At 71.5% G+C, this 20,220-nt stretch carries 9 protein-coding genes; 1 reads left to right on the top strand and 8 read right to left on the bottom strand.

Annotation, left to right across the window (positions count from 1 at the left end):
* Positions 1-39: 39 nt before the first annotated feature.
* From B4N89_RS26660 to B4N89_RS26650, 3 genes are read right to left on the bottom strand one after another with little or no spacing between them, the layout of a single operon-like run.
* Entirely contained in the window at positions 40-777 is a 738-nt protein-coding gene (locus B4N89_RS26660) for a thioesterase II family protein (RefSeq protein WP_078978328.1), read from the bottom strand.
* Positions 774-2,021: a cytochrome P450 gene (locus B4N89_RS26655; RefSeq protein WP_078978327.1), complete on the bottom strand. Its 1,248-nt coding sequence runs from the start codon at positions 2,019-2,021 to the stop codon at positions 774-776. Before B4N89_RS26655 ends, B4N89_RS26660 begins: the two co-directional genes overlap by 4 nt.
* Positions 2,018-2,329, bottom strand: a complete 312-nt coding sequence (locus B4N89_RS26650) for a phosphopantetheine-binding protein (RefSeq protein ID WP_078978326.1) — start codon at positions 2,327-2,329, stop codon at positions 2,018-2,020. The genes B4N89_RS26655 and B4N89_RS26650 overlap by 4 nt, the downstream gene beginning before the upstream one ends.
* Before the next feature lie 516 nt (positions 2,330-2,845).
* On the opposite strand from B4N89_RS26650, the gene B4N89_RS26645 reads away from it, so the two are divergent.
* The gene (locus B4N89_RS26645) at positions 2,846-5,989 is read left to right on the top strand and encodes a BTAD domain-containing putative transcriptional regulator (protein ID WP_078978325.1); all 3,144 of its coding nucleotides are present in this window, start codon (positions 2,846-2,848) and stop codon (positions 5,987-5,989) included.
* Between the two features lie 13 nt (positions 5,990-6,002).
* Here B4N89_RS26645 and B4N89_RS26640 read toward each other — a convergent pair whose 3' ends face one another.
* From B4N89_RS26640 to B4N89_RS26620, 5 genes are all read right to left on the bottom strand, one after another.
* Positions 6,003-6,764 (bottom strand): ABC transporter permease, encoded by a 762-nt coding sequence (locus B4N89_RS26640; protein ID WP_078978324.1) that lies wholly within the window; start codon positions 6,762-6,764, stop codon positions 6,003-6,005.
* The gene (locus B4N89_RS26635) at positions 6,761-7,699 is read right to left on the bottom strand and encodes an ATP-binding cassette domain-containing protein (protein ID WP_078978323.1); all 939 of its coding nucleotides are present in this window, start codon (positions 7,697-7,699) and stop codon (positions 6,761-6,763) included. The genes B4N89_RS26640 and B4N89_RS26635 overlap by 4 nt, the downstream gene beginning before the upstream one ends.
* Positions 7,700-7,820: 121 nt before the next feature.
* A complete protein-coding gene (locus B4N89_RS26630; RefSeq protein WP_078979656.1) occupies positions 7,821-8,546 on the bottom strand; it encodes a thioesterase II family protein in 726 nt (241 codons plus the stop codon).
* A 91-nt stretch (positions 8,547-8,637) separates the two neighbouring features.
* Entirely contained in the window at positions 8,638-12,528 is a 3,891-nt protein-coding gene (locus tag B4N89_RS26625) for a non-ribosomal peptide synthetase (RefSeq protein WP_078978322.1), read from the bottom strand.
* Between the two features lie 4 nt (positions 12,529-12,532).
* Positions 12,533-20,215, bottom strand: coding sequence for a non-ribosomal peptide synthetase (locus B4N89_RS26620; RefSeq protein WP_078978321.1), 7,683 nt, complete (start codon positions 20,213-20,215; stop codon positions 12,533-12,535).
* Between the last annotated feature and the right edge of the window lie 5 nt (positions 20,216-20,220).

The following is a 20,220-nucleotide window of genomic DNA, read 5'->3' as shown; positions in this document are numbered from 1 at the left end:
CGGCGCTCGCGGACCGCCCCGCCGTCACCGCCGTCACCGTCACCGCCGGGAAGTCAGCAGCTTCAGCAGCTCGTCCGGCGCGTTCATGAAGTCGTGGTGGCCGCCCTCGACGACCCGGATCTCGACCGAATCCGCGTACCGACGCCATCCCTCCAGGTGATCCGGGGTCACGTCGGGGTCGTCGCGCCAGTGCAGGACGACGATGGGGCAGTCCAGCCGAACCGGTTCGACCCTGCGGTAGGCGCGCGCGGCGGCGAGGTCGTCGAGCAGCACGCTCATCCCCACCGCGACCATGTCCGGCCGCGGCTCGATGCCCCGGCCGCGCACCACGGACACCAACTCGGCGCGCAGTTCGGCCTCGGTCATGGTGAGCATACGATCGCTCGCGGCGTCGTGCGGCGCGGGTTGGCCGGACACGAACAGGCAGTCCGGCCCCGGCAGGTCCAGTTCCGCGAGCCGGACCGCGGTCTCGAACGCGGGCAGGGCGCCCGCGCAGTGCCCGAAGAACGCGAACGGCCGGTCCAGGCGCGATACCAGCGGTTCCACCAGGGCCGCGGCCAGATCCTCGTAGGTGCCGTAGTGCGGTTCGGCCAGCCGGCTCTCCCGGCCGGGGAACTGCACGGGGCAGACCTCGACGTCGTCGATCGCGGCCGGCCAGGCGCTGAACGCGGACGCGCCGGAGCCGGAGTAGGGGAAGCAGAACAGTCGGGCCGGGTGGTCGCCGGCCGGCGGCCGAACGAACCACGGCGATGTGACGGGGGCGCTGCCGGATGTCATGGCGTCGTTCGTTTCTGGGCGACGATGGGGAGGTGGGTCATCCCGGCGATGAAGTACGACCGCAGGTGTTGCGGCTCGCCGTCGAGTTCGATCGAGCCGAAGCGGGCGAGCAGTTCCTCGAAGAAGATGCGCAGCGTCTGCCGGGCCAGCGGGCCGCCGATGCAGTAGTGCGGCCCGAATCCGAACGCGACGTGGCGGTTCTCGCGCCGGGTGACGTCGAAGTGGTGCGGGTCGGTGAACTGCGACTCGTCCCGATTGGCCGACCCGATCCACGCGACGACCGCGCCGCGGGCGGGGATCGTACCGCCGCCGATCTCGGTGTCGTCGACCGCGTAGCGCATGAAGTTGCACGCGGCCGAGGTCCAGCGCAGTCCCTCCTCGACCAGGGACGGCACGAGCGAGGGGTCGGCCTGGACCTTTGCGAACTGCTCGGGCCGCTCGATCAGCGCGTGCACCGTGCCCGAAACGGTGTGCGGGGTGGTCACGTTGGCGCCGAGCAGGATGCTGTAGCCGTCGAGCGCGATCTCCTCGTCGGTCAGCGGCGCGTCGCCCGCCCGCACGGTCATCAGGTGGTCGAGCAGGCTGCCGTCCTCGCCTCCGGCGGCCCGGCGCCGTTTGACCCATTCGGTGACATAGGTGACGAGTTCGTGGTGGGAGATGGCCAGCGTCGCGGCCTCGCTGCCGTGCTTGAAGTGCGGGTCCGAGGGCGCGGTGACCATCGCGGTCAGCTGTACCAGCTCGTCCCAGTCCCGTTCGGGGATGCCGAGCAGCGGTCCCGCGACGATCATCGGAAGCCGGTGCGCCTTCTCGGCGAGGTCGAACGTGGTGCCGTCGAGGGCCGGTTCGAGGAAGCGCACGATGGCCTCCCGGATCCGGTCCTGCCACGAGGCCACCGCGCGCGCGGTGAGCCGCGCGCCGATCGCCCGCCGCACCTGGGTGTGCCGCGGTGGGTCGGTGGAGGTCATCAGCTTGCCCGCCGCGACGTCGTCCTCCCCGAGGTGGGTGACCACCGTGCCGCGCTCGGAGGTGAACCTGCGGTGGTCGCCGAGCACGGCGCAGACGTCGTCGTAGCGGGTGACCGACCAGAACTCGCGGCCGTCCGGGAGGACCTGGTGGTGCAGCGGGGCCTCGGCGCGCATCACGTCCCAGATCGGGTGCGGATCGCCCGAGGTGTACAGGTCCAGGTCGAACAGGTCGACGCGGTCGAGGTCGATCGCGCGTGCGGCACCCGGCGTCAACCTCACGTTCGCGCCCTTTCCTGTTCGATCAGCTCGGCGACCCGGGCGGGGGTCTGGGCCAGGTAGAACCCGCGCACGGACAGGGCGACGCCGTAGTCCCGGGCGACCCGATCGATGATCTTGATCCCGATCAGCGAATTGCCGCCGATCGCGAAGAAGTCGTCGTCCGCCGCGACCTCACGACCGTCGAGGTATTCCCCCCACAGCGCCGCGATTTCCCGTACGAGGGCCGTCGGCGCACTCGTCGGCGCCGCCCGCCCCTCCGATGTCTCGTCCTGTCCGCCTCGTTCGTGGATACGCGGCAGCGATTCCATGGCCAGCCTCTCCTTCCTCCGCCGAACGGATCGGGAATGCGCCGGCGAACCGGCATGACAACGCCATCCGCAGGCGTTGCGCCCGCTGTTCGACGATTGGTTCGTGCCGGCGGCACCGGGGACCCCGAGGTGAAAGCGACCGCCTGGGCACGCCGACCGAAGAGCGTTACGGTGGGCGGCTGTCGGGGCAAACTCGCGTCGCCAACATAAATCGCCGGGGAAACCCGGTGCAAGGGACGGTGGTTCGCGCACACCGACGGACGCCGATGTCCCGCCGACAGGACAGTAATACGGCACCGGTCCGTGAAGGGCCCCACGGCCTCGAAGAATTGCCGGAGCTCGTCCGGGCATTGATTCCGGCGCCGCCCGGTTTTTCGACGGCCGCTGCCGATGTCCCGAAATCGGTACCGAATTTCCCCGTCCTATCGACCAGCGGGGGCGCCATATGGCGTTCGAGGTCCGTCAAGGTTTCCGGACCCGGTCGGGCGAGCCGAACAACCGTGGCAAAATCGGCGGGTGCAGATCGGGATGCTGGGTCCTTTCGAGGTTCGCACGGACGCCGGCGGTTCGGCCGACGTGCCGGGTGCGCGGCTGCGCGCGTTGTTGATCGCCCTCGCGCTGAGACCGGGCCACCCGGTCCCCAAGGCCGTGCTCGTGGACTGGATCTGGGGCGAACACCCGCCCGCCGACGCGACGAACGCGCTGCAACGCCTGGTGTCCCGGCTGCGCAAGGCACTGCCCGACGGGGTGATCGAGGGGCAGCCGGACGGCTACCGGCTGACCGTTGATCCCGACGCCGTCGACGCGGTGCGGTTCGAACGCCTCGTCGCCGCGGGCCGCCTGCGCACCGAGGACGCCTCCCGGCGGGTGCGCCTGCTGCGTGAAGCTCTCGACCTGTGGCGCGGTGCGGCCATGCAGGACGTCGGTCTGGCGGACAGCGCCGCCTTCGACGCCGCGATCGTGCGCCTGGAAGGTTTGCGCCTGACCGCCACCGAGGAGCGGTTCGACGCGGAGGTCACCCTCGGGCGCGGCGCCGAGGTGGTCACGGAGTTGACCGACCTGGTGGCCACACATCCACTGCGGGAACGGTTCGCCACCGCGCTGATGCGCGCCCTGGTCGCGACCGGGCGCGACAGTGACGCGCTGCTGGTGTACCAGCGCACCCGGGAGGCCCTGGCCGACGAGTTGGGCGTGGGCCCCTCGCCGGAACTGGCCGCGTTGCACGGCGCGCTGCTGCGGGGCGAGTTGGGGCGGCGGGAGGAGAGCCGCAGGAGCAACCTGCGCGCCGAGCTGACCACCTTCGTCGGGCGCGACGCCGACCTCGCCGCGGTCCGCGAACTCGTCGCCGAGCACCGGCTCACCACGGTGATCGGGCCGGCCGGGGCGGGCAAGACCAGGTTGGCCACGGAGACCGCGCGCACTCTGCTCGACGACCTGCCGGACGGGGCCTGGCTGGTGGAGTTGGCCGCCATCGGCACGGACGGCGACGTGGCCCGCTCCACCCTCGCCGGCCTCGGCCTGCGCGACGCGCTGCTCGGCGCGGCGCCGAGCGTGGAGCCGACGGACCGGCTGATCGCCGCGATCCGCGAGCGGGAGGCGCTGCTGATCCTGGACAACTGCGAGCACGTGATCGAGTCCGCGGCGGTGTTCGCCCACCGGGTACTCGGGGAGTGCCGGCGGCTGCGGATCCTGGCCACGAGCCGGGAACCGCTGGGCATCACCGGGGAGGCGCTGTGGCTGGTCGAGCCGCTGGCCCTGCCGGGCGCGGACGCCGGCCCCGACGAGATCGAGGCCTCACCCGCCGTCCGGCTGCTGCGCGACCGGGCCGGGGCGGTGCGCCGGGACCTGTGGGTCGAGGCCCCCGCGCCGGAGACGATGGCGCGCGTGTGCCGGGCGTTGGACGGGATGCCGCTGGCGATCGAACTGGCCGCGGCGCGGTTGCGCACCATGTCCATCTACCAGCTCGCCAACCGGCTCGACGACCGGTTCCGGCTGCTGACCAGCGGCAGCCGGACCGCACTGCCCCGACACCGGACGCTGCGCGCCGCCGTCGACTGGAGTTGGGAACTGCTCACCCACGTCGAGCGTGTGGTGCTGCGCCGGCTCTCGGTGTTCGCCGGCGGGGCGAGCCTGGAGGCGGCCGAACGGGTCTGCGCCGGCGACGCGGTGGACCCGGAGCAGGTGCTCGAATTGCTCACCGCGCTGACCGAGAAGTCGCTGCTGCTCGTCGAGGGCGACCGTACCCAGCGCTATCGGATGATTGGCACGATCAAGGAGTATTCCCGGCACCGGCTCGCCGAGGCGGGTGAATCGGACCGGGCGCGCCACGCGCACCTGGCCTGGTTCACCGAACTCGCCGAGACGGCGGAGCCGCATCTGCGCCGCGCCGAGCAGTTGGAATGGCTCGCCACACTGGAGACCGAGCACGACAACATCAGCGCGGCGATGCGCGGCGCGCTGGCCGCGGGCGAGGCGCAGGCGGCGATGCGGCTGGCCGCCGGCACGGGTTGGTACTGGTGGCTCAGCGGACACCGGACCGAGGGCATCGAGCTGATCATCGCGGCCACCCGCACGCCGGGCGAGGTGACCGACGAGACCCGGGCCATGGTGTACGCGCTGGTCGTGCTGTTCGTCAGCTCCGGGCGCAGCGACGAGCACCAGGCGGCGGTGTGGATCCGCGAGGCGCACCGGTTCAGCCTGCGCAGCCGGCGCAGGTATCCGCTGCTCGGGCTCGTCGCCGCGCTGGAGCGCCTGTTGCAGGCGCCCGACGCGTTCCTGCCCGCGTTCGAACCGCTGCTCGACAACGAGGACCCGTGGGTACGCGCGCTGGCTCGGCTGCACCTGGGCAAGATGCGGATCATGCTGGGCCAGGGCGGGCGGGACGCGGACGCGTATCTGGAGATGGCGCTGGCCGAGTTCCGCGAGATCGGCGAGCGGTTCGGGATCTCGTTCGCCCAGACGGAGCTGGCGGATCGGATCGCCGTGCGCGGCGAGTTCGCCGGCGCGTGTGAGCACTACGAGCAGGCGATCGCGGTGGTCACCGAGGTGGGTGCTCTGGAGGACGTGATCCGGATGCGTTCACGACAGGCCCAGCTGTACTGGCTGCTGGGCGACGCGGAGGCGGGCGCGGCCGCCATGGCCGAGGCGCAGCGGCACGCGAAGCGGGTCACCTGGCCGGACGCGCTGGCCGAGTTGGCCTTCGCGCGGGCGGAACTGGCCCGGTGGGGCGGTGACACCGAGCAGGCGCGCCGGCAGCTCGGGGTCGCGACGGCCATGTTGGGCGAGGAGGCGCGGCATCCGTACACCCGCGCGGCGACGCACGACCTGCTCGGCTATCTGGCCGAGGATCTCGACGAGGCGCGCGAGCACCGGGCGGCGGCCTGTCGGGCGGCGACCGACGCGGGACACGCGCCGGTGATCGCGCAGGTGCTCGTCGGGGTCGCCGATCTGGCGCTGCGTCGTGACGATCCCGTGCAGGCCGCGCGGCTGCTCGCGGCGAGCGCGGACGTACGCGGGTTGCCGGACCGCTCCCATCCGGACGCGGCGCGGATCGAGCAGGACGCGCGACGCCGCCTCGGCGACGGGGGTTTCGCCGAGGCGGCTCGGGAGGGGACTCGAACGAACTGGTCCCGCTTGGTCGAGGTCACGCTCGCTTCGTAAAGCCGGCGTCGGGCTAGGCCCGCTTCTTGAAGGTGGAGATCGCCCACATGTAGCCGACGATGGCGAGCCCGACGCACCAGGCGCTGCCCGCGAGCGCGTCGCCGGTCGACGGGTCGCCCGCCAACAGCCCGCGCAGCGTCTCGATGATCGGGGTGAAGGGCTGGTATTCGGCGAACTGGCGCACTCCGGCGCCCATCGTGTCCGCGGGCACGATGGCGCTGCTCAGGAACGGCAGCATGATCAGCGGCACGGTGGCCAGGCCGGCCGATTCCGCGGTTTTCGCGGCCAGTCCCACCGCGACGGTGAGCCAGGCGGCGGCCACGGTGAGCAGGACGACGAAGCCGAGCACACCGAGCCAGTCGAGGGCGCTCGCGTCCGGGTCGAACCCCATCGCGAAGGCCACCGCGATGATCGCCGTGCAGGCCACCAGGCAGCGCACCGTGGTAACGATGACCTGCCCGGTCAGCACGGCGCCACGGGAGATGTCCATCGCCTTGAAGCGGTTGATGATGCCCTTGGTCATGTCGTCGTTGACGGCCGTCGCGGTGGACCCCAGCCCGTAGCTGACGGCCATCACGAGCATGCCCGGCGTGGCGTAGTCGATGTAGCTCTCGCCGACCTCGAAGGCACCGCCGAGCACCTTGACGAACATCAGCAGGAGCACGATCGGGAACAGGATCGCGTTGAACAGCACGAGGGGGTTGCGCATGGTGTGCTTGAGGTTGCGGCGCAACATGATGGTCGAGTCGGCCCACGCGGTGGCGACATTGCTCATGACGCGATCGCCTCCTCGCTGGGGTGCCCGGTCAGGGCGAGGAAGACGTCGTCGAGATCCGGGGTGTGCACGGAGAACTCCTGGGCGTTGAGCCGGTACTCGTCGAGCCGGTCCAGCAGGGCCCGCAGCGACTTCGACTGGCCGTCGCTGGGCACCCGCAGGAGCAGTTCCTGGTCGTCCCTGGTGCCGCCGCCGAGCACGCGCGCCGCCGCGTCGAGTTCGTCGAGGTCGGCGAACCGAAGGCGGACGTGTGTGCCGGGGACCTGACGTTTGAGTTCGTCGGGAGTGCCCTCGGCGACGAGCCTGCCCTGGTCCAGGACCACGACCCGGTCGGAGAGGTGGTCGGCCTCGTCGAGGTATTGGGTGGTGAGGAAGATGGTGGTGCCGCCGGCCACCAACTCGCGGACGATTCCCCACATGGTGCGTCTGCTGCGCGGGTCCAGGCCCGTCGTCGGCTCGTCGAGGAAGATGATCCGCGGGTCGCCGACCAAGGTCATCGCCAGGTCCAGTTTGCGGGTCATGCCGCCGGAGTAGGTCGAGATGCGCTTGTCCGCCGACTCGACCAGGTCGAAGCGCTCGAGCAGTCGCTCGACCACCCGTTCCCCGGAGCGCACCCGCTTCAGGTCCGCCATCAGTTGCAGGTTCTCCCGACCCGACAACAACTCGTCCACCGCCGCGAATTGACCGGTCACCCCGATCGCCGCGCGGACCTGCCTGGTCGCCGTCACCACGTCGTGCCCGGCGACGTGCACCGTTCCGGAATCGGCCTTCAGCAATGTCGCCAAAACGTTCACCGTCGTCGTCTTGCCCGCCCCGTTCGGGCCGAGCATGGAGAAGACCGATCCCTCGGCGACCTCGAAGTCGATGCCGTCGAGCACCACCCGGTCGCCATATGCCTTGCGCAGCCCGGAAACTGCGATCGCCGAACTTGTCATGCATCCACCATTTCCACGGTGACTGTCACCCGACTGTCACACCCCTGACACGGCCGCTGACATGGCACTCCGTCGTATCGCCCCGGGTCGGGGCACCTCCCCTGCGGCAGGCGGCCGCTCGTCACTTCGTGGTGTCGCGGGTGGATTGCGCCTCGATCAGGTCCAGGATCTCCCGGGCCGAATCGACCAGATACATGTGATCGCCCGGGAACTCCGCGTATGTGAACGTGCTCGTGGTCGCGTCCCGCCACTCCCGGGCCTGGTCCGCGTCGACCAGACCGTCGGAGCTGCCGCGAATCGAGCAGATCGGCACCGACACCGGGTCGTCGGTGCTCGGGAGGTAGTTCTCGTGCATCTCGCAGTCGGCCTGCAACACGGGCAGGATCAGCTCGCGCATCTCCGGATGGTCCAGCGCCTCGTGCCGAAAGCCCGCGAACTCTTCGACCCGGGCCAGGAATTCCTCGTCCGGCAGGCCCGTCGCGCGGCGCTCCCGCTGGGTCCAGGGACCCGGTGAGCCGCTGACGACCAGCCGCTCGACGGGCACGTCGCGCGTGCTCAGCAGGTGCACCAACTCGTACGCGAGCACCGCGCCCAGGCTGTGCCCGAACAGTATGGTCCGCGTGCCCCGGCCGAGATTCCCGACGATCTCGTCGACCGAGTTCTTGGCCGCCTCGACCACATTGCGATACGGCGTCTCCAGGATCCGCCGTTCCCGGCCGGGCAGTTCGACCGAGACCAGGCGCCACCGGTCCGCGGCCGCTGCCCGCCACGGGTGGAAGAACGACGGTCCCGCTCCGGCGAACGGCACGCACAACAGCGCGGTCTGCTCCCGGTCCGGCGCGGACATGCCGGGTGCGCTCACCCCGACCAACCCCAATCATGTATTCGATCGTTCATGGAAAACCCGCGAGCCGGCGAGCCGGCCACCGCGGACCCCGCTACGCCCGGTCGGCGGCCGCTCGCTCCGCGTCCGCGAGTTTGCGGACGACGACCTCCATGACCTCGGCCACGGGCGCGGGCATGTTCATCTCGTGGTGCGTGGCGCGCACGTCGTGCACCTCGATGTCGCCCAGGACCAGTGGTCGCCACATGTGCGCGTACAGGTCGTCCTTGAGCGTCGCGCTGAAGAACACCACGTCGCCGCGGTAGACCGGCGACTGGAAGGACATGATGTGCCGGGTGTTGTTGGCCAACACCTTCGACATGGTGTCCAGGAAGTCCTGTTGGTTGTCGGTGCCGATGTATTGGCCGAAGAACTCCTCGAGTTCGTCCCGGTAGTCCTCCAGCGTCTTGCCGGCGTGGATCTCCGAGAACCCCTCGCCGCCCGGCTGGGAGTCGAGGATGGCCACCAGGGCGACCTCGTGCCCGCGCCGGTCGAGCCCTTCCGCGACGGCCTGCACGACGGTGCCGCCGTAGGACCAGCCGATCAGGAAGAAGGGGCCCTCCGGCTGGATCTTCAACATCTCGGCGATGTAGTCGTCGACCATCTCCTCGACGGAGCCCGCCAACGCGTCCACCCCGTTGGAGCCGCGTGATTGCAGGGCGTAGGCCGGGCGGTCCGGCACGTGCATCACGAAGCTGAAGTAGGCCCAACCCAGGCCGCCTCCCCCGTGGAAGAACCACAGCGGCTCCTTGCCCGTCCCGGGGTCGTTGTTCAGCGGCAGCACGACCCCGAACGGGTCGACGTTGTCGCCCACGGGGATGCCGCCGATGAGCACGAGCGAGGCCAACTCGGCCACCGTCGGGAACTTGATGATCGTTCTGAGGGGCACGTCGACCTGGAACATGGCGCGGATGCGCACGCTGAGCCGGGTGGCCATCAGCGAGTGTCCGCCGAGGGCGAAGAAGTCCTCGTGGATGCCGACGCTCTCCCGGCCGAGCAACTCGCCGAAGAGCGCGCACAACTTCTCTTCGGTGACGTCGCGGGGCCCTTCGCCGACGGCGGCGCCCGTCTGCTCGGCCGGCAGTGCCCGCCGGTCGAGCTTGCCGTTGGGTGTCAGCGGGATGCGCGAGAGCGCGATCACCGAGGCGGGCACCATGTACTCGGGCAGGCTGCCGCGCAGGTGCTCGGTCAGTTCGGCGAGCAGCGCGACGGTCGCCTCGTCGTCGTACACCCGCGGCCCCTCGCTCGTCGCGGCACCGGATTCGGCCGAAGCGCCGACGGTGGACGCGGGCACCACGTAACCCACGATCTGCCGGTCGTCCTCGCGATCCTCGCGGACCACCACCGCCGCCTGCGCGACCGCGGGATGCCCGGCGAGCGCGTGCTCGATCTCCCCCAACTCGATCCGGTAGCCCCGGATCTTCACCTGGTGGTCGGTACGCGCGATGTATTCGAGCAGGCCGTCGCGGTTCCACCGGGCCAGGTCTCCGGTGCGGTACATCCGCGCCCCGGCCGGGCCGAACGGGCAGGGCACGAACCGCTCCGCGGTCAGGTCCGGCCGACCCTGATAGCCGCGCGCCATACCGGTACCGGCGATGTACAGCTCGCCCTGTACCCCGAGCGGGACCGGGCGCAGCCGCGCGTCCAGCAGGTACACCTGCGTGTTCCCGACCGGAGTGCCGATGGCGACCCCCGCCCCGGCCTTGACCGGCGCCATGGTCGACCACGTCGTGGTCTCGGTGGGGCCGTACCAGTTGCCCACCTCGACGGCCTGGTCCGCCAGCGTCTCGGCCAGCCGTACCGGCACCGCCTCGGCGCCGGTGATGATCCGCAGGCCCCGCGCGGCGGTCGGCTCGTGGGTCAGCACCATCTGCCAGAACGCGGGCGTGGCCTGCACCACGGTGACCCCGTGCCGACGCAGGAACGCCACCATCCTCGACGGTTCGGTGACCGTGTCCCTGGTCGCCATGACCATGGTCGCGCCGCAGACGAACGGCAGGTACAGCTCGGTGTTGGCCATGTCGAACGACACCGTCGTGCTGAACAACATGCGGTCGTCGGGCGACAGCGGGAACCGCCGTCGCGTCGCGGCCACGAAGTTGGCCAGCGCGCCGCGCGGGATCGCCACCCCCTTCGGGGTTCCGGTCGAGCCCGACGTGTAGATCACGTACTGGGTGTTGTCCGGCCGTACGACCACCTCCGGCGCCGAGTCCGGGTATCCCGAACAATCCGCGCCGGCCAACGTGTCCGCGTCCAGTACCAGGAGCGGATCCGCCTGCCCGAGGACGTGGTCGATCCGCGAGCGCGGGTGGTCCGGATCGACCGGGACGTAGGCTCCGCCGGCCTTGAGCACCGCGAGGATCGCCACCATCAGGTTCACCGTGCGCGGCAGGCACACCGCGACCAGCGACTCGGCCCGTACGCCGCGCTCGACCAGCCAGTGCGCCAGCCGGTTCGACCGGACGTCCAGTTCCCGGTAGGTGAGCGTCGCCTCCTCGCCGATCACGGCGAGGGCCTGCGGAGTTGCCTCCACCTGCCGCTGGATCGCCGCCAACAGGTCCTGGTCCAGGGTCGGTTCGGCGGTGTCGTTGATCTCGACGAGCAGTCGTTCCCGCTCCCCCGCGACCAGCACGTCGATGTCCCCGACGCGCACGCTCGGATCGGCCACCACCTGCTCCAGGACCCGGACGAACCGGGCGGCCATGTCCTCGACCGTGCCCCGGTCGAACAGCCGGCCCGAGTACTGGATGTCGCCGTGCAGCCGGCCCGCCTCGTCCATGCCCATGCTGAAGAACAGGTCGACCATCGTCTTCTGGGTGAGCGCCTGCTGGAACTCCACCCGGAGTCCGGGCAGTTCGAAGCTGGGGCGGGCGTAGTTCTGCCAGCCGCACATCACCTGGAACAGCGGGCGGTACTCGGCCGAGCGGTCGGGGTTGAGCGTCTCCACCAACACGTCGAACGGCACGTCCTGCTGCTCGTAGGCCGACAGCGCCTTGTTCCGCGTCCGGGTGAGCAGATCGACGAAGGACGGGTCGCCCGACAGGTCCACGCGCAGCACCAGGTTGTTGACGAAGCAGCCGATCAGGTCCGCGAGCGCGTCGTCGGTGCGGCCGGCGATCGGGGTGGCGACCGGCACGTCCTCCCCGGCGCCGAGCCTGCTCAGCAGCACCGCCACCGCGGACTGCACGACCATCGCCATGGTCGTACCGCGTTCGGCGGCCAGCTTCTCCAGCGCGGCCGACACCTCCCGGGTCGCCACGAGGGCGACCGCGTCCCCGGCGGTGTCCGTCTCCACCGACCGCGGGCGATCCAGCGGCAGGTTCAACGGCTCCGGTACGCCCTCGAGTTCGTCGCGCCAGTACTCGATCTGCGTCGCGACCAGGCTGTCCGGGTCGTCCACGTCGCCGAGGACCTCGCGCTGCCACAGCGTGTAGTCCTTGTACTGCACGGGCAGCGGCTCCCACTCCGGTGCCCGACCGTCGCGGCGCGCGGTGTAGGCCACGCCCAGGTCCCGGGCCAGCGGCGCGCCCGAGCTGCCGTCGGTGGAGATGTGGTGGATCACCACGGCCAGTACGTGGTCCTCGGGTGAGCAGCGGAACAGGCTCGCCCGAAACGGGATCTCGGTCGCGAGGTCGAATCCGTGTGCGACGGCCTCGTCGACCGCGCCGGACACGTCCTCGGCGGCCACCTCGACCACCGGCATCCGCGCCTGCGGCAGGGCCTCCGCCAGGGGCAGGATCCGCTGGTGCGGCTCGCCGTCCTCGTCGGTCACGTACGTGGTGCGCAGGACCTCGTGCCGCTCGACCACGTCCCGGACCGCCGCGGCGAGGGCGTCTTGGTCCAGCGTCCCGGTCAACCGGAACGCCGCCGCCATGTTCCAGGTCTCCCCACCCTCCAGCTGGTGCAGGAACCAGTAGCGACGCTGTGCGAATGACAGCGGAATCATTGCCTCACTCCTCTACGGTCATCTTGCGCAAACCGGGGCGGCGGGGAGCCGTCGGTTCCTCCGACCACGGTGCGAGCGCGGCCACTGTCGGCAGGTCGAAGATCTTGCGGATGGGTATCTCGATCCCCAGGTCGGCGCGGGCCCGGCTGATCAGCCGGGTGGCGAGCAGGGAGTGCCCGCCGAGCGCGAAGAAGTTGTCGTCGATGCCGACCCGGTCGATGCCGAGCACCTCGGCGAACAGGCGGACCAGGGCCTCCTCGCGGGCATTGCGCGGCGCCCGGTAGGCGGTTGTGCCGATCTCCGGCTCGGGCAGCGCGGCCCGGTCCAGCTTGCCGTTGGGCATCAGCGGGAGCCGGTCCAGGAAGATCAGGGCCGACGGCACCATGTACTCGGGCAGCCGCTCGGCGAGGAACACGCGAACGGCGTCGGCATCGACCTCGCCCGACGACACCAGGTACGCGACGAGCCGCGTGCCGACGCCGGTGCCCCGGGTGAGCACGGCGGCTCGGGCGATGTCGGGGTGCGCGGTGAGCGCGGCCTCGACCTCGGCGGGCTCGATCCGGAAGCCGCGCAGCTTGACCTGCGCGTCGCCGCGACCCACGTACCGGAGTTCGCCCTCGGCGTTCCGGCGGGCCAGGTCTCCGGTGCGGTACATGCGCGAGCCGGCCGGGCCGAACGGGTCGGCGACGAAGCGCTCCGCGGTCGATCCGGTGTTGCCGTGGTAGCCGCGGCCCACGTTCCCGCCGACGTACAACTCGCCGACCGCGCCCGGCGGCACCGGCGCGAGGTCGGGGCCGAGGAGGTAGGCCCGCATGTTGCCGAGCGGGGTGCCGACGGGCGCGCTGCCCGCCCAGTCCCGGGTGTCGCCGGAGACGGTACTGGTGGTGGCGTAGAACGACTCGCTCTGCCCGTAGGCGTTGACGATCCGTACGCCCGGGAAGGCCTCGCGCGTCTTGTCGACCAGCGACGGCGGCAGGGCCTCGCCGGCGAAGACGATCGTCTCCACCTCGACCCGGTCGCGGATCCGGTCGACGAGTTCGGCGAAGGCCGACGGCACGGTGGATACGACCGCGCCGCTCCAGCTCGCCCGCTCGTCCAGGACCAGCACGTCGCGGACCACGTCGACGACGCCGCCGGCGGCGAGGGTGGTGAAGATCTCGAACGCCGAGACGTCGAAGTTGATCGACGTGCCCGCGAGGAGGCGTTTGCCCGGCTCCATGCCCACCCGGGAGGCGAGCCGCAGTACGCCGTTGACCACGTTGGAGTGGGTGATCGCGACGCCCTTGGGCTTGCCCGTGGATCCGGAGGTGTACAGCACGTACGCCAACTGCTCGGCGTACGGGGTCCGTTCGAGCCCGGCGCGGGCGGTGGAGAGGTCCAGCGCGTCGAGGAACACGTCCGGCGCGTCGTGCTCCGGCAGCGCCGCGACCGTCGCGGAGTCGGTCAGGACCAGGCGCGGGCGCGCCTCCTCGAGGATGGCCCGCAGGCGTTGGCTGGGATATCTGGGGTCGACCGGCAGATACGCGCCGCCGGCCTTCAGGACCGCGAGCAGCGCCACCACCAGGTCGGCCGTGCGCGGCAGCGACACCGCCACGGGCGACTCCGGGCGCACCCCGAGCTCGACCAGTTCGCGCGCCAGACGATCGACCCGGATCGCCAGCTCGCGGTACGTCAGCGACACGCCCTCGGCGACCACGGCGACCGCGTCCGGGGTGCGCGCCACCTGGGCCTCGACCAGTTCGGTGATGCTCACGTCCGGGGTCGGCACGGCCGTGTTGTTGAACGCGACGAGCAGACGCTCGCGTTCGGCGGGATCCAGCGTCTCGATCCGGGCGACCGTGCGTCCGGGATCGGCCACGAGTTGCCGCAGGACGCGCAGGAAGCGGGCCGCGATCGCCTCCACCGCGGCCCGGTCGAAGGCGCCCGGGGCGTACTGGAGGATGAACTCCAGGTGCGGGTCGGCGGCCACCATCAGGGCCAGCGGGTAGTGGGTGCCGTTGTTCGGGCGCAGACCGGTGAAGGTGATGCCGTCCGCGGCGGCGCCGGCGGCGGTCAGGCCCTCGCGGTCGATGGGATACGACTCGAAGACCACCAGGGTGTCGAAGAGGGACGGCAGGCCGACGGCCTGCTGTATCTCGGTGAGCCCGTGGTGGTGGTACTCCATCAGGTCGGCCTGTCGGCTCTGCAACCGGTTCAGGACCTCGGCGACGGTGTCGCCGGGGGCGTGACGCACGCGGACGGGGACGGTGTTGATGAACATCCCGACCATCGACTCGACGCCCGCCACCGCGGGCGGGCGCCCGGAGACGGTGGCGCCGAAGACCACGTCCCCGCGGGAGGTGAGTCGGCCGAGCAGCAGCGCCCAGGCACCCTGCACCAGGGTGTTGACGGTGATGCCCATCGCGGCGGCGCCGCGGCTCAACGCGCGCGCCTCGTCGACCGGGAGGGCGATCTCCACCTGGTCGAGGCCGCCCTCGCCCACGTCGGCGGAACCGGGCGCGAGCAGGGTCGGCTCCTCGACCCCGTCGAGTTCGCTCGCCCACGCCCGTGCCGTCTCGCCCTCGTCCTGCCGGGCGCGCCAGGCCAGGAACTCGCCGTAGCCGCGGCTCTCGGGCAGGCCGGCCGGATCGCCTCCGGAGGCGTAGAGCAGGAGCAGGTCGCGCATCAGCAACGGCATCGACCAGCCGTCGAACAGCACGTGGTGGGCGGTCATCACGAACTCCGCTCGCCCGGACTCCGCGGTGACCAGGGCCAGTCGCATCAGGGGCGGGGTACGCACGTCGAAGTGGGCGGCCCGGTCCCGGACGAGGAAGCGCTCGAACGTCTCGGTCCGCTCCGCCTCGCCGACCGAGGTCAGGTCGAGGTGGGTCCAGGGCAGGGTCACCCCCCGTGCCGGCACCACCTGTACGAGACCGCCGTCGGCCCGCTCGACGAACGCCGCGCGCAGGTTGGTGTGCCGCTCCAGCAGGGCCTGTCCGGCCCGACGCATACGTTCCGGGTCGACGTCGCCGGAGAGCTGGAAGACCAACTGCACGTGGTAGGCGTCGAAGGACGCTCCGGCCAGCATGGTGTGGAACAACATCCCCGACTGCGCGGGGGTGGTCGGCCAGATCTCGGTCAGCCGGCCGAGCCGGGCCTCCCAGGCGTCGATCTCCTCCTGGCGCACCTCGACCAGCGGCGCGTCGGTCGGGGTCAGCCCGCCGGCGTCGGCAGTCGCGGCGTGCCGGGCCAGCGCGGTCGACGCCTCGACCCACGACCCGGCCAGTTCGGTCACGTCCTCGCGGGAGAGCACACCGGTGGGGAACGCGAAGTAGGCGGTCAACTCGTCGCCGGCGGCGGTGGGTGTGGCCACCACGTCGATCTCCAGGGCCGAGAGCACCGGCATGTCCGCGTCCGGCGCGGCGATCAGGTCCGGGTGCGTGGTGTCCGGCGCCCAGCCCAGGCCGCGCAGGTCCGCGGGGATGTCCGTACCGGAGGCGCGGCCGAGGTAGTTGAACCCGATCTGCGGCTCCCGCTCGGCGGCCAGCGTGGCGGCGGTGTCCTGGTTGAGCCGGCGCAGCAGGCCGTAGCCGATGCCGTTGTCCGGCACCGCGCGCAACTGCTCCTTGACCGCCTTGATCGCCAGGCCGGCGGCCGGCCCTCCGGCGAACGCGTCCGCCACGTCGACCCCGGCCAGGTCGAGCCGTACCGGGAAGGCGGAGGTGAACCATCCGATCGTGCCCGACAGGTCCGCGCCGGGGATCACGTGCTCCTCCCGGCCGTGCCGCTCCATCCGCACCAGCGCCGAGGACTCGGTCTCGCCCCGGGCACGGCGCCATCGCGCCAACGCCAGCGCGAGCGCGGCCGACAGCGCGTCGTCGACCCCGCCGCGGAACACCGCCGGGACCGTGGTCAGCAGGGCCCGCGTGACGTCGGCCGGCACCCGGACTCGCACCGTGTCCACGGTGGCCGCGACATCGCGCGTGCGGTCGAGTTCCCGCGCACCGAGCACGGGCTCGTGGCCGCTCAGGATCCGCTGCCACACGGGCAGTTCCGCCACGCGCGCCGCGTCGGTGGCCTCGTCGACCAGGGCATGTGCCCAGCGGCGCAGCGAGGTTCCCTCCGGCGTCGGTGCGGGGGTGCGGCCGGCGTGGATCCGTTGCCACGCCGAGATCAGGTCCGGTACCAGGATCCGCCACGACACCCCGTCGACCACCAGGTGGTGCAGCACGATCAACAACCGGCCCGCGCCCGGGTCGGCGGCGAACCACACGAACTGCGCCACGACGCCCGCGTCCGGATCCAACCGGCCCGCGGCCGCGTCCAGTTCGGCGGTGACGTCGGCGTCGCCGCTGGGCACCTCGCGCAGCAGGGCGCCGGCGTCCACGCTGCCGGGCGGCTCGATCCACAGGCCCGACCGGGCCCGGTCGAGCCGCGCGCGCAACACGTCGTGCCGGTCCAGCACGGCCTGGAGCGCGGCGAGCAGTTCCGCGCGGTCGATGCCCTCGGGCAGGGTCAGCATCGCCGACATCGAGAATCGCCCGATGCCACCGCCGAGTGCGAGAACGTGCGCCGCCATCGGCGTCAGCGGGGCCGGGCCGACGCCGCCGCCCGGCAACTCGGCCAGGGTCGCGCCCGCTTCGGTGTCGCGCCCCGCCACCAGTTCGGCGAGCCGAGCGACCGTGCGGTGCTCGAAGATCTCCCGGACGCCGACCGTGATGCCCCGGGCCTTGGCCCGGGCCACGACCTGGACGGAGCGGATGCTGTCGCCGCCCAGCGCGAAGTAGTCGTCGGCGATCCCGACGCTCTCCAGACCGAGCACTTCGGCGAACACGGCGCACAGCGTCTGCTCGCGTCGGTTGCGCGGCGCCCGGCCGGTCGACACCTGTGCGTAGTCCGGCGCCGGCAGCGCCCGCCGGTCGAGTTTCCCGTTCGGCGTCAGCGGAATCGCGGAGAGCGGGACGATCGCGGCGGGCGCCATGTAGTCGGGCAGCCGGGTACGCAGGTGCTCGCGCAGGTCGGCGAGCAGGGTGGCGTCCCCCTCGCGATCCGGCTCCGGAACCACATAGGCGACCAGCCGCTTGTCGTCCCCGTCCTCGCGCACCACGACCACCGCCTGCGTCACGCCGGGGTGTGCCGCCAATACATGCTCGATTTCGCCGAGTTCGATCCGGAACCCGCGGACCTTGACCTGGAAGTCGGTCCGCCCGACGTAGTGCAGCCGCCCGTCCCGACCCCAGCGCACGAGGTCCCCGGTGCGATACATCCGGGCACCGGCGGGACCGAACGGACAGGCGACGAATCGTCCGACGGTCAGATCGGGCCGCCCGGAATATCCCCGGGCCAGGCCGTCGCCGGCGATGTACAGCTCGCCGTCGACCCCGCGCGGGACCGGCCGCAGCCGCGAATCCAGCACGTAGACCTGCGTGTTGCCGATGGGGGTGCCGATCGCCGGGGCACCGGGTCCGGGCGCGACGGTCGCGCTCGTCGACCAGATCGTCGTCTCGGTCGGGCCGTACACGTTGAGCACGTCGACGGCCTGGTCGGCCAACGTCTCGGCCAACCGCTGGGGCAGCGCCTCGCCGCCGACCAGGACCCGCAGGCCCGTCGCGGCGGTCGGCTCGTGGGTCAGCACCATCTGCCAGAACGCGGGCGTCGCCTGCACGACGGTGACCCCGTGCCGGCCGATCGTCGCCACGGCGGCGGACGGATCGGACACGGTGTCCTTGTCCGCGAGCACCACCGCCGCCCCGGAGATCAACGGCAGGTACAGCTCCAGTGCCGCGATGTCGAACGAGATCGTCGTCACGGCGAGCAGGCAATCCGCGGGCGACAGCGGGACCCGCCGACTCATCGTGGCCAGGAAGTTCGTCAGCGCGCCGCGCGGGACCGCCACACCCTTCGGGTTGCCCGTCGAACCGGAGGTGTAGATGACATACGCGGTGTTGTCCGGCGACACCCGCACCGCCGGCGCCGTGTCCGGGCCCGTGGACAGGTCCGACTCGGCCCATGTCCCGGTGTCGAGCACGAGCACCGGGCGGGAGTCCGCCAGGATGTGGTCGATCCGGGAACCCGGGTGCTCCGGGTCGATCGGGATGTAGGCGGCACCGGCCTTCTGCACCGCGAGCAGCGCGACCACGAGGTCCGCGGAGCGGGGCAGCCGGACGGCGACCGGTGACTCCGGCCGCACTCCGCGCTCGATCAGCCGGTGCGCCAGCCGGTTGGCCCGGGTATCCAACTCCCGGTAGGTCAGCGTCTGTTCCGCACCGATGACGGCGAGCGCGTCGGGGGTGTCGCGGGCGTGCCGTGCCACGGTCTCCACGAGGTCGGCGGCGGGGATCGGCTCGACCGTGTCGTTCGCCGTGCGCAGCAGCCACGTGCGCTCGTCCTCGCCGAGCACGTCGAGGTCGCCGACGCCCACGCCCGGATCGGCGACCACCAGTTCCAGGATGCGGACGAACCGGTCGACGATGTCGGTCGCCGTCGCACGGTCGAACAGTTCGGTCGCGTACTCGAGTCGGCCGTGCGCGCGGCCGGTGGCGTCCGGGACCACGTTGAGGAAGAGGTCGACCTTGGCGGTGTCCGTGCCCACCGGCACGGGCGTGACCCGCAGGCCCGGAATCTCGATCGGCGGCCACACGAACTGCCAGGCCAGCATCACCTGGAACAGCGGCTGGTACGCGGTGGACCGTTCCAGGTCGAGCAGTTCCACCAGCCGCTCGAAGGGCACGTCCTGGTTGTCGTAGGCGGCCAGGGACTTGTCCCGTACCTGTTCCAGCAGTTCGCCGAAGGACGGATTCCGCGACAGATCGGCGCGCAGCACCCAGGTATTGACGAAGAATCCGATCAGATCGGCCAGGGCCTCGTCGGTGCGCCCCTCGATCGGGCTGCCGATCGTCACGTCGTCGCCGCCGCCGAGGGTGCGCAGCAGTACCGCCAGCGCCGCCTGGGCCACCATCGGCGCCGTCGCCCCGCGGTCCGCGGCCAACTTGGCGAGTCGGGTGAGCAACTCGGGTTCCAACTCGAAGGAGACATGGCCGCCGTCGTGGCCGGCCACCGTCGGCCGCGGCCGGTCGAGCGGCAGCTGCAAAGGCTGTGGCACTCCGGCCAGTTCTTCCCGCCAGTAGTCGAGTTGCGTCGCTGCGAGGCTCTTCGGATCCGCCTCGTCGCCGAGCAACTGCTGCTGCCACAGCGTGTAGTCCTTGTACTGCACCGGAAGCGCCGTCCACTGCGGCGCGCTCCCCTGCCGCCGGGCCGCGTACGCCGACACCAGGTCCCGGAGGAACGGTGCCATCGACGATCCGTCGGCGGCGATGTGGTGGAACACGAACACCAGGACGTGCTCCTGCGGGGCGATCCGCAGGAGGGTCACCCGCAGGGGCAGGTCGGTGTCCAGTTCGAACCCCTCGCAGGCGACCTCCCGCGTCACGGCCTCGACCGCGTCCGCCGCCACGTCGATCACCCGGAAGCGCGGGACGGCCTCGTCCGGGGCCAGGATCCGCTGCTCCGGCGTTCCGTCGGCGTCCTCCACGATCAGCGTGCGCAGGCTCTCGTGCCGAGTGACGATGTCCGTCACCGCCGCGGCCAGGGCCGCCGTGTCCGGTGGCCCGTCCAGGCGGAGCACGAACGGAATGTTGTAGGTCGCGGACGAGCCTTCCAGACGGTGGAGGAACCACAGCCGACGCTGGGCGAAGGACAACGGGATCATCGACG

It is taken from the genome of Embleya scabrispora, assembly GCF_002024165.1.
GTDB lineage: Bacteria > Actinomycetota > Actinomycetes > Streptomycetales > Streptomycetaceae > Embleya > Embleya scabrispora_A.
Note: the sequence above shows the minus strand (reverse complement) of the source record. Positions and strands in the feature narration are given on the sequence as shown.

Coding starts and splice junctions, on each gene's coding strand:
- B4N89_RS26660 (WP_078978328.1), bottom strand. CDS start 777: ATGACATCCGGCAGCGCCCCCGTCACATCGCCGTGGTTCGTTCGGCCG.
- B4N89_RS26630 (WP_078979656.1), bottom strand. CDS start 8,546: ATGTCCGCGCCGGACCGGGAGCAGACCGCGCTGTTGTGCGTGCCGTTC.
- B4N89_RS26640 (WP_078978324.1), bottom strand. CDS start 6,764: ATGAGCAATGTCGCCACCGCGTGGGCCGACTCGACCATCATGTTGCGC.
- B4N89_RS26620 (WP_078978321.1), bottom strand. CDS start 20,215: ATGATCCCGTTGTCCTTCGCCCAGCGTCGGCTGTGGTTCCTCCACCGT.
- B4N89_RS26650 (WP_078978326.1), bottom strand. CDS start 2,329: ATGGAATCGCTGCCGCGTATCCACGAACGAGGCGGACAGGACGAGACA.
- B4N89_RS26635 (WP_078978323.1), bottom strand. CDS start 7,699: ATGACAAGTTCGGCGATCGCAGTTTCCGGGCTGCGCAAGGCATATGGC.
- B4N89_RS26625 (WP_078978322.1), bottom strand. CDS start 12,528: ATGATTCCGCTGTCATTCGCACAGCGTCGCTACTGGTTCCTGCACCAG.